Origin of the sequence: Streptomyces sp. AcH 505 (genome assembly GCF_000818175.1) — a bacterium.
Taxonomy (GTDB): domain Bacteria; phylum Actinomycetota; class Actinomycetes; order Streptomycetales; family Streptomycetaceae; genus Streptomyces.
In genome coordinates this window covers 2,974,080-2,982,854 of the sequence record NZ_JTIY01000001.1, presented here as the reverse complement: position 1 = coordinate 2,982,854, position 8,775 = coordinate 2,974,080, and the positions used below count along the sequence as shown (strand labels likewise).

At 71.9% G+C, this 8,775-nt stretch carries 6 protein-coding genes and 1 pseudogene; 4 read left to right on the top strand and 3 right to left on the bottom strand.

The window, feature by feature from the left end:
• Positions 1-358: 358 nt before the first annotated feature.
• Positions 359-1,276, bottom strand: a complete 918-nt coding sequence (locus HY68_RS13675) for an alpha/beta fold hydrolase (protein ID WP_041988561.1) — start codon at positions 1,274-1,276, stop codon at positions 359-361.
• A gap of 542 nt (positions 1,277-1,818) precedes the next feature.
• Between HY68_RS13675 and HY68_RS45070 the strand changes: the two are divergent.
• The 3 genes and pseudogenes from HY68_RS45070 to HY68_RS41985 form a co-directional block, all read left to right on the top strand.
• Positions 1,819-2,001: pseudogene (locus HY68_RS45070) on the top strand (TetR/AcrR family transcriptional regulator); the annotation flags it as partial.
• A 191-nt stretch (positions 2,002-2,192) separates the two neighbouring features.
• Entirely contained in the window at positions 2,193-5,141 is a 2,949-nt protein-coding gene (locus HY68_RS13670; protein WP_041988559.1) for a BTAD domain-containing putative transcriptional regulator, read from the top strand.
• Positions 5,142-5,404: 263 nt separating this feature from the next.
• A complete protein-coding gene (locus HY68_RS41985; RefSeq protein ID WP_107070081.1) occupies positions 5,405-5,578 on the top strand; it encodes a sigma-like protein in 174 nt (57 codons plus the stop codon).
• A 152-nt stretch (positions 5,579-5,730) separates the two neighbouring features.
• Here HY68_RS41985 and HY68_RS13665 read toward each other — a convergent pair whose 3' ends face one another.
• A complete protein-coding gene (locus HY68_RS13665; RefSeq protein WP_041988558.1) occupies positions 5,731-6,294 on the bottom strand; it encodes a hypothetical protein in 564 nt (187 codons plus the stop codon).
• Between the two features lie 213 nt (positions 6,295-6,507).
• On the opposite strand from HY68_RS13665, the gene HY68_RS13660 reads away from it, so the two are divergent.
• A complete protein-coding gene (locus tag HY68_RS13660; protein WP_041988555.1) occupies positions 6,508-7,173 on the top strand; it encodes a hypothetical protein in 666 nt (221 codons plus the stop codon).
• A gap of 51 nt (positions 7,174-7,224) precedes the next feature.
• On the opposite strand, the gene HY68_RS13655 is transcribed toward HY68_RS13660, so the two are convergent.
• Positions 7,225-8,775, bottom strand: a 1,551-nt coding sequence (locus HY68_RS13655) for a PQQ-binding-like beta-propeller repeat protein (RefSeq protein ID WP_157874341.1), incomplete at its 5' end; no start/stop codon positions are given.

The window sequence follows — 8,775 nt, the reverse complement described above, 5'->3', positions numbered from 1 at the left end:
TGCTTGGCCGACTGGCGGGTGCCACGCACCAGTTGCATGGGGGGACTCGGGCTGGCTTAGCGTCCGCCCCGGCCGGTGGACGGTTGGGACTCATGCCCCGCTGGTCACCCTGGGTGGGACACGTGTGACTGGAGGGACGGGGGATGGTTCGTGGGGCGGCCATCGGGCATCTTTTGCGTCCCGTGTTGCGTTAGGCGCGCCTCAGGGCACATCAGGCCGACACGGAGGGGCGATCCTGGGTGGGTGCCTGGGCAGGGGAAGAGACGACGGCGGCTAACGGCCGAGAGAGCCGCCTGGCGCAACCGACCACCTACCGTCTGAGGCGTTTCACGACGCACCCCGCCTAGATGATCCGGGGCTACGCGTGGTGCGAGGCAACCTGAGCGGTGACTCGCTGGATCGTCTTGACGGCAAGCTCGGGCTGGTCGACGTAGATGTAGTGCTCGCTGTTCTTGGCAACGCTCAGGTGGCTGCGGCTGGAGACGCCCAGCCACTTGTGCTGCCCCTTGGTCCAGCCGTCTTCCATCGCCTGGCCGTACTCGGGGACGGCTGCGAGGTACTGCTTGCCGTGCTTGATCACCTCGACCGGGATGTGCCCCGCGGAGCGGACCTTGCCATCCGGTACCACCAGCTTCTCCGGGTTGTCGCCCTTGAGGATCGCCAGAGTCTGGTCGCGCAGTTCGGGCGCCATGCCGGTGGCGGACGCCGGGACCTCGTTGATGAGATCGGCGCTCTGGGTCGGTGAGGTGGCGTCCATCAGGACCAGACCCTTGACCCTGTCGCGGTGATCGGGGGCGTACCTGGCGGCGAACAGCCCGCCCAGCGAGTGTCCGGCCAGCACCACCGGAGCGTCACCGGCGACCCGGTCGAGTACCCCGGTCAGGATCTTTCCGCTGTCCTTGATGGACTGGGGTCCGTCGGGCTGGTCGCTGGCACCGGCGCCGAGCCGGTCGTAGGAGCAGACCCGGTTCTTCTCGCTCAGGGTCTGCTGGATGCCGGCCATGGTCTCCAGCGAGTCCCCGCCGCCGTGCAGAAGAACGACGACGGGCTGGTGCCGCACCGGGCGGCCCGCGCAGGAGACGTTCACGGACTTGCCGTCGACCTTGATCTTCTTGGTGCCGGTGAACACGTCCCCGCTGTGCGCCCTGCCCTGGGCACCGGCCACGGCGACCGTGTCCGCCGCCGCAGTCGCTATGCCCCCGACACCGACAAGCCCGGCACCGGCCACGGTGCAGCACAGTGCGATGACAGCGGATGCCTTGCCGTTGCGGCTCATCGTGAAAACCCTTCGTTCAGAACCTGCGGCCGGAGCGCCGCGGCATGTGTTGAACGCTATGGATCTGACGGCGCACATTCGTCACCACGCAGTGGACACCTGCACGTAGCTCGCAGGGGGGACAAGCCGAGTTCCACACCCGCTCACGGTGACCAGCGGGGCATGAGTCTCAGCCGATACCCGGCTTGGGTGGACGCTTGGCCGGGCCGAGTCCCCCCATGCAACTGCCGCGTGGCACCCGCAGTCGGCCAAGCACCCGTCACGACGGCCGGTCTGGTCCGTGGAGCCCCCCGGCCGCCCCCCCCCAGCCTTCCTTTGCGGTGGAGGTTCGGGCGTCAAGGGTGGAGCGGAGCGGAATCGGCGTAGCCGACGCGACGCAGGAGCGCCCTTGACGGCCGGACCGCAACCGCGACACTCAACAGAAAGGGGCGGCCCCCGGTTCACCTAACTTCCGGGCCCGCACAGCCCCCGGCTCATGCACCCCGCGCCCTCAGCCCTGCACCGTCGGGCGCACCACGACCTCGCTCACGTCGATGCCCGCCCAGGCCGCCATCACCACCCTGATGGAAGCCTGCACGGCCGCCGGCGCGATCCGTACCGACATCGGCCCCACCGACCTGGGTGCCGCACTCGAAGGCATCGCCCTCACCTCGGCGAGCCCCGAGCGGCGTCCGCAGGCCGAACGCCTGCCCGATCTCACCCTGGACGGCCTGACACCCCGCCCAGACCCGGAGGCCAGCTCCTCGGCAGGCTGCCGCGTCGCCCCGTCAACCCCCGGCCCCCGCCCCACAACCGCCCAAATCGACCCTCCCCACCTGTCGAGGGCTTGTGCAGACCGCTACCCACAGCTGACGCACCCGCCCTGGACAAGGCAGACTGTCGAAGGCGAAACCAGCAGTGCAGGGCAGGGGGAGCTATGGACCGGGACATCGGGCCGCGTGTACCGGAGCAGTGGGCTCCGGCGGTAGTTGACCAGGAAGGCGAGTTGCGCTTCAGCGTGCTCGGGCCCGTGCGGGCCTGGCGCGGTGGTGAAGTGCTGCCTTCGGGGTCGCCGCAGCAGCGCGCCCTGTTGGCTGCCCTCCTCCTGCGCGACGGACGTACCGCCACCTCCGGCGAGTTGATCGACGCGCTGTGGGGCGACGAGCCGCCGTCGCAGGCGCTCGCCGCCGTTCGTACGTACGCGTCCCGGCTCCGCAAGATCCTGTCCGCAGGGGTGCTCGTCAGCGAGTCCGGCGGGTACGCGATGCGCACCAGCCCCGAAGCCCTCGACCTGAACGTGGCGCAGGAGTTGGCGTCCGACGCCGAGAAGGCGCGGTCGGCGGGCGACCGTTCCACCGCGCGTGAGCTGATCAGCAAGTCCCTCGGGCTCTGGGACGGCGAACCCCTCGCCTCCGTACCGGGCCCGTACGCCGAGGCGCAGCGCGCCCGCCTCGAAGAGTGGCGGCTCCAGCTCACCGAGGCGCTGCTGGACCTGGATCTGGAGCTGGGCTCGCACGCCGAGGCGATCTCCCAACTGACCGCCCTCACCGCGGCGCAGCCGCTGCGGGAGCGGCTGCGCGAGTTGCTGATGCTCGCCCTGTACCGCAGTGGGCGGCAGGCCGAGGCGCTTGCCGTGTACGCGGACACGCGCCGGCTGCTCGCCGACGAACTGGGCGTCGATCCGCGCCCCGAACTGTCCCAGTTGCAGCAGCGCATCCTCCAGGCCGACGCCGAGCTGGCCCGACCCGTCGAGGCGCCCGCACCGATCCAGGCCGTCATGAGGCCCGCGCAACTCCCGGCCACGGTGCCGGACTTCACCGGACGCGCCGCCTTCGTTCGGGATCTGGGACGGCGGCTGACCGCCGCCGAGGGGTCCGTCATGGCGGTGTCCGCGCTCGCCGGCATCGGCGGCGTCGGCAAAACGACGCTCGCCGTGCACATCGCGCACGAGGCGCGACCGCACTTCCCCGACGGGCAGTTGTACGTCGACCTCATGGGCGCGGGCGCCCGCGCGGCGGAGCCGGAGACGGTCCTGGGTGCCTTCCTGCGCGCGCTCGGCACCCCCGACACGGCCATCCCCGACACCCTCGACGAGCGTTCCGCGCTCTACCGCTCCACCCTCGACGGCCGGCGCATCCTCGTCCTGCTGGACAACGCCCGGGACGCGGCGCAGATCCGTCCACTGCTGCCCGGCACCACCGGGTGCGCGGCGCTCGTCACCAGCCGGGTCCGGATGGTCGACCTGGCGGGGGCGCATCTGGTCGACCTGGACGTGATGTCGCCAGAAGAAGCGCTCCAGTTGTTCATCCGCATAGTCGGTGAGGAGCGGGTGAGTTCCGAGCGCAAGGCCGCGCTGGACGTGGTCGCAGCGTGCGGGTTCCTGCCGCTGGCGATCCGGATCGCCGCGTCCCGGCTGGCCGCCCGCCCCACCTGGACCGTGTCCGTCTTCGCCGCGAAGCTAGCCGACGAACGGCGGCGGCTGGACGAACTGCAGGCGGGCGATCTGGCCGTCAAGGCGACGTTCGAGCTGGGGTACGGACAGCTCGAACCCGCCCAGGCACGGGCGTTCCGGCTCCTCGGCCTGGCCGACGGGCCCGACATGTCCCTCGCCGCCGCCGCTGCCGTGCTGGACCTGCCGCTGCACGACGCGGAGGACGTGCTGGAGTCGCTGGTCGACACCTCGCTCCTCGAATCCGCCGCGCCGGGCCGTTACCGCTACCACGACCTGGTCCGTCTCTACGCGCGTGTATGCGCCCAGCGGGACGAAGACTCCTCCAGCAACTGCGCGTCGGCGCTCTCCCGGCTGCTGGACTTCTATCTGGCGACGGCGGCGAAGGTCTACGCGATCGAGCGGCCGGGTGACCGGCTCATCGACCACCTGGCGCCGACCGCGTACCAGGGCCTGTCGTTCGACGACCGGCAGACGGCCCTCGACTGGCTCTACACCGAGGCGGACTGCCTGCTCGCCTGCGCCCATCACGCCTCGCGCGGCACCCAACTCCGCAAGGCCGTCGACCTGTTGTGGGCGGCGAAGGACCTCGCCGAGTCGGGCGCCAACTCGAAGCAGTACGAGTCGGCCGCCCTGTCCGCGCGGGCGACCGCGCACGCGACGGGCGACCGTCACGCGGAGGGCCGGGCCAGGACCACCCTGACCAACGTCCATCTGGTGGCGGGCCGTTACGCCGAGGCCGACGAGGAGGCCCGGCACATCGAGCCGCTGGCCCGCGCCGCCGGCGACCCGGCGCCGGTCTTCTGGGCCGAGAACGACCGCGGCATCATCGCCTTCAACCAGGGGCGGCTCGCCGACGCCGAGTCGTTCCTGCTGCGCGCCATCGAGAGTTCGCGCGCCGACAACAACCGTCCGGCCGAGGCGAGCGCCCTGTGCAACCTCTCCCGGATACACCTCTCCCAGGGCAGTACGGCCAAGGCCATCGAACTCGCCCAGCAGGGCATCGACATCTACGACCACCTCGGCCTCACCCTCCGGCTGGCGAACGCCCGTTACGCGCTCGGTGTCGCGCTCACCCAGGCAGGCAACCACCAAGAGGCCCTGACACAGCTCAACGAGGCCCTGACGACGTTCGGCAAGAACCGGCAGCGGCTGTGGGAGGGCACGACCCACTTCCGCGTGGCCGAGGCGTACCTCACGGCCCGGCAGCCGGCCAAGGCGGCGCAGCACGCCGAACAGGCCCTTGCCATAGGGTGCATCGGCGGGGACCGGATCCGCGCGAGCGTGCTGACGGTGCTGGGCCGGGCGCTGGAGACCGTCGGCCAGAGCGACCGCGCGCGGGTCTGCTGGCGCGAGGCCCTGGCGCTGTACGAGGAGTGCGACGCACCGGAGGCGTCGAACGTACGGAGTCTGCTCAGCCCGCTGTCGGCGGCGTAAGCGGCATGGGCGGCGCGTCCGTCTAGCACGTCAGTGACGTGGCGCACAGGCGGCGCAAGCCCCGCACCGGGGCGTTCATCGATTGTTTATGCTCACAAGACATGCTGAGTGTGTCGATTCGTCGCGTCGGGGGGCAGCTGACGGATCGCCGGGGGGACTCCTCGGTTCGAGTGAGGCCCCCTGGATCCCTGCGCGGCGACACCCGGGGGAGTCGCCGCGCAGGGGTCCCCCGCCAGCGCCGCCGAACACACGGGAGACGAGCCATGACTGCCGAGAACAACGAAGAACTCACCACCATGGACAACCACACACCCGCACCGCCCGCGAACGCCGGCGTGCCGAAGCCGCTCGACAACCACACGCCCGTGGCTCCGGCGAAGGGAAAGTCCACCGCCACGACGCAGGACAACCACACTCCCGCGCCGCCGGCGCCGTAGCACGACCGGCACCAGCAGCACGATCCGCACGATCTGACAGACCTTCTCGGGACGGGGGAACGGCCGCGGCGGCGCGGAGGGGGAGCCGCCGCGGCCGACCACGTCGCCGTCCCGGCAGTGCGTGCGGCCCTTGAATCCGAGAGCCCCTGAACTCAGTTGTCCAGCACGGCGGTCGGGTAGCAGTCCCGTACCCGCGCGACGCGGCCCGGGTGGTCCATCGTCACCCGCGTCGTCCGGGACTCCCCGCCGTCCAGGGTGACCAGCGCGCTCCCCGTGTCGACCTTCGTGCCGGAAGTGCCCTGGAATTCGACGTCGACCCGGTAGGTGTCCAGTCCGTCGAACGCGCCGTCCGGTGCCGTCACCCGGACCATGCTGTACGTGACGGCCTTCTTCTTGCCCTTGGCGCCACGGGCGCAACTGACCGTCTCGGCCACCGGTTCGGAAGCCGACGCCGAGGGCGTCGGACTCTGCGTGTACGTGTCGTCGTACGTGTCGTCCGCCGCCGTATCGGCGCCCGACGAGCCGTAGTCGTCATCGTCGTCGTAGTCGTGGTCCGAGTATGTGCCGTTCTTGGTCTTCGAGCTGGAGCAGCCGCCTCCGCTGGAGTGACCGCTGCTCTTCGAACCGTGTCCATGGCCGTGGGACGACGAGAATCCCGTCAGTCCCAGCATCACCACAGCCACGGCGGCCGTGAATTTCAGACGTCGACGCAGCAAGGCCGAGTCCCTTCCCCGTTGGTCCAGTTGGTCAGTCGTTCAGGTGTTGCCGATCATTCCTAACAGCATGTACACGCCCAGCGACGGCCGGGTGGTTCCGGGCGTGATCCGGCCTGGACGGGGTAACCGACGTAACGTCGGAACGACGCGCGGCAGACGCGGCAGGCGACCAGCACGACAGTCCGCACGGCAGTCCAGTCAAGGAGGCCGACGATGGTCCGGAACGTCATAGGCTCGGTGCTCGCCCTCGTCGGAGCGGCGGCAGGCGTGGCGAGCGTGTTCAAGCCCTGGTACGACCACCGGGTGGGTCATGACTACCGCGTCGGCGACCTGTTCGACGGCATCTCCGCCGGAACCCCCAGCCTCGTCGAGTCGATCGTGCTGCCCTTCGCGTTCGCCGCGCTGGTCACCCTGGTCGGCCTCGTGATGCGCTCCCGGCTGCTGGTGGCGCTGGCAGGACTGGTCTCCCTCGCCGCGACCGCCCTGTGGACGGTCCGCCAGGGTCAGGCCAACGGCGGCAGCCTCACGCTCAACACCGACGGCACGGGCCTCGCGCTCGGCGTCGGCGCCGCGGCGGCCGGTGGTGTCCTGCTGCTGCTGGGCGCCGTGGTGATGAGCGGCCGGCAGTCGGTCCGCAGTCGGCGGGAGCCCGCGTACGACGGCACCGGAGTCAACGGGTCGGGCGGCGCGCACACGCTGAACGGGTCGCACGGTACGGACGGGTCGCACACCGAGCCGACGTACGGAGACCCGCAGCCGGCGCCGGACGGACGCTCCGACGGGCGGTCCGACCCCGAATGGCCCACTCCCCCGTCGGCGCAGAGCGGCGACACCCAGACCTGGGGCAAGACCGAGCCGTGGGACCCGCAGCGCCACTGACCGGAACCCGGGCCGAGCAGGCCGCCCCGCCGCAGCGGCTCCCCCCCCGCCTCAGCGGCTGCCGCTGCGCCCCGTCGCCGTCCCCTTGACCGCGTCGAGCGCGTACACGCACCGGTCCTTGCTGCACGCGTACACCACACCGCGCTGCGCCACGGGCGAGCCCGTGATTTCGCCGCCCGTCGCCAGCTTCCAGCGCAGCTGCCCGCCGGTCGCGTCCAGGGTGTACAGCACGTGGTCGGCCGAGCCGAAGTGCAGCCGCCCGTCCGCGACGACCGGCGCGCCGATGACCTCGCCGCCGGCGGCGAAGCGCCATTTGGGCGTGCCCGTCACCGCGTCGAGCGTGTAGAGCGCGCTGCCGCTGCCCACGTGCACATTGCCGTCGGCGACCAGGACCGGCTCGATCGACTGGCGCGACTCCGTGGCGATGCGCCAGCGGTCCTTGCCGGTGGTCGCGTCGAGCGCGTAGACCGTGCCGAGGTAGTCGGCGAGATACACCCCGCCGCCGGTGACGGCGGGCCCCGGCGCGAAGGCGGGCGGGGAGAGGAAGACGGCGGGCGCCTCGAAGTGCCAGCGCACCCGGCCGCTCGCGATGTCGACGGACAGGACGCGGGTCCCGGCCGAGACGTACAGGTATCCGTCGGGCGCGGGGGTGACCCGCAGGGGCACACCGCCGCAGGACGCGGCGTCGCCGACGGGATACGACCAGCGCTCGGTGCCCGTGCGCGCGTCCAGCGCGCGCAGGCGGGCGTCCTGCCATACGTAGACGGTGCCGTCGAAGACGGCGGGGCCCGCCTCCGGCGTCTCGAAGTCGCTCTGCGCGCCGCTCGTCTCCCACAGCTTCTCGCCGCTCGACGCCTCCCAGGCCTGGACGCCGCCGCCGCGCGTGCCGGTGACGACCGTGCCCCGGTCGACCTTGAGCGAGTACACCCAGGCGTCCGTCTGGAGCCGCCAGCGCTCGCTGCCGTCCTTGCCGTCGAGCGCGTACAGCGTGGGTCCGTCGGAGGCGTGGATACGGCCCTGGGCGACGGCCATCGCCCAGGCCACGTCCCTGGTCTTGAACTGGCGCCGCCCGCTGGCCACGTCCAGGGCGTGCACCTCGAAGGACGTCACGTACAGCAGATCGCCGTCGACGACGGGCGTTCCCCAGACGTCGTTCGACATCCGGAACCGCCAGGGCCGCCAGCGGCCGTGGCCGGGCGCCGGGGCCACCTCGGGGGACGGCACGACCGGCTGCGTGGGTCCTGGCCCGTGAGCAGCGGTCGGTGACGGTACGGCGCTGGTGGGCGCCTCCGTGCCGTTCAGCCCCGCGGGGGGCCTGATCCAGCCGGTGGCGGGGCCCGCCTCGGCGACGGCGCCCCCGCGGCCGTCCCCCGCGCGGGGTCCCGGGCCGATGGGGACGGGTGAGCCGGAGAGCCGGACGGGGCCGCCGGGCGTGGCGTGCTGGCCGCCGGCCTGCGGTCCGCCGCCCTGCTGACCTGGGCCGCGCTGACCGTCCCTGCCGCCCGCGCCGTGCTTTCCGCCGCCTGCGGGCTGCCAGGCCGCGTCCCAGTCGGGCGTACGCCCCGCGCCCACCTGGCGCTGTCCCGCCTGCGGGGGCTGCAC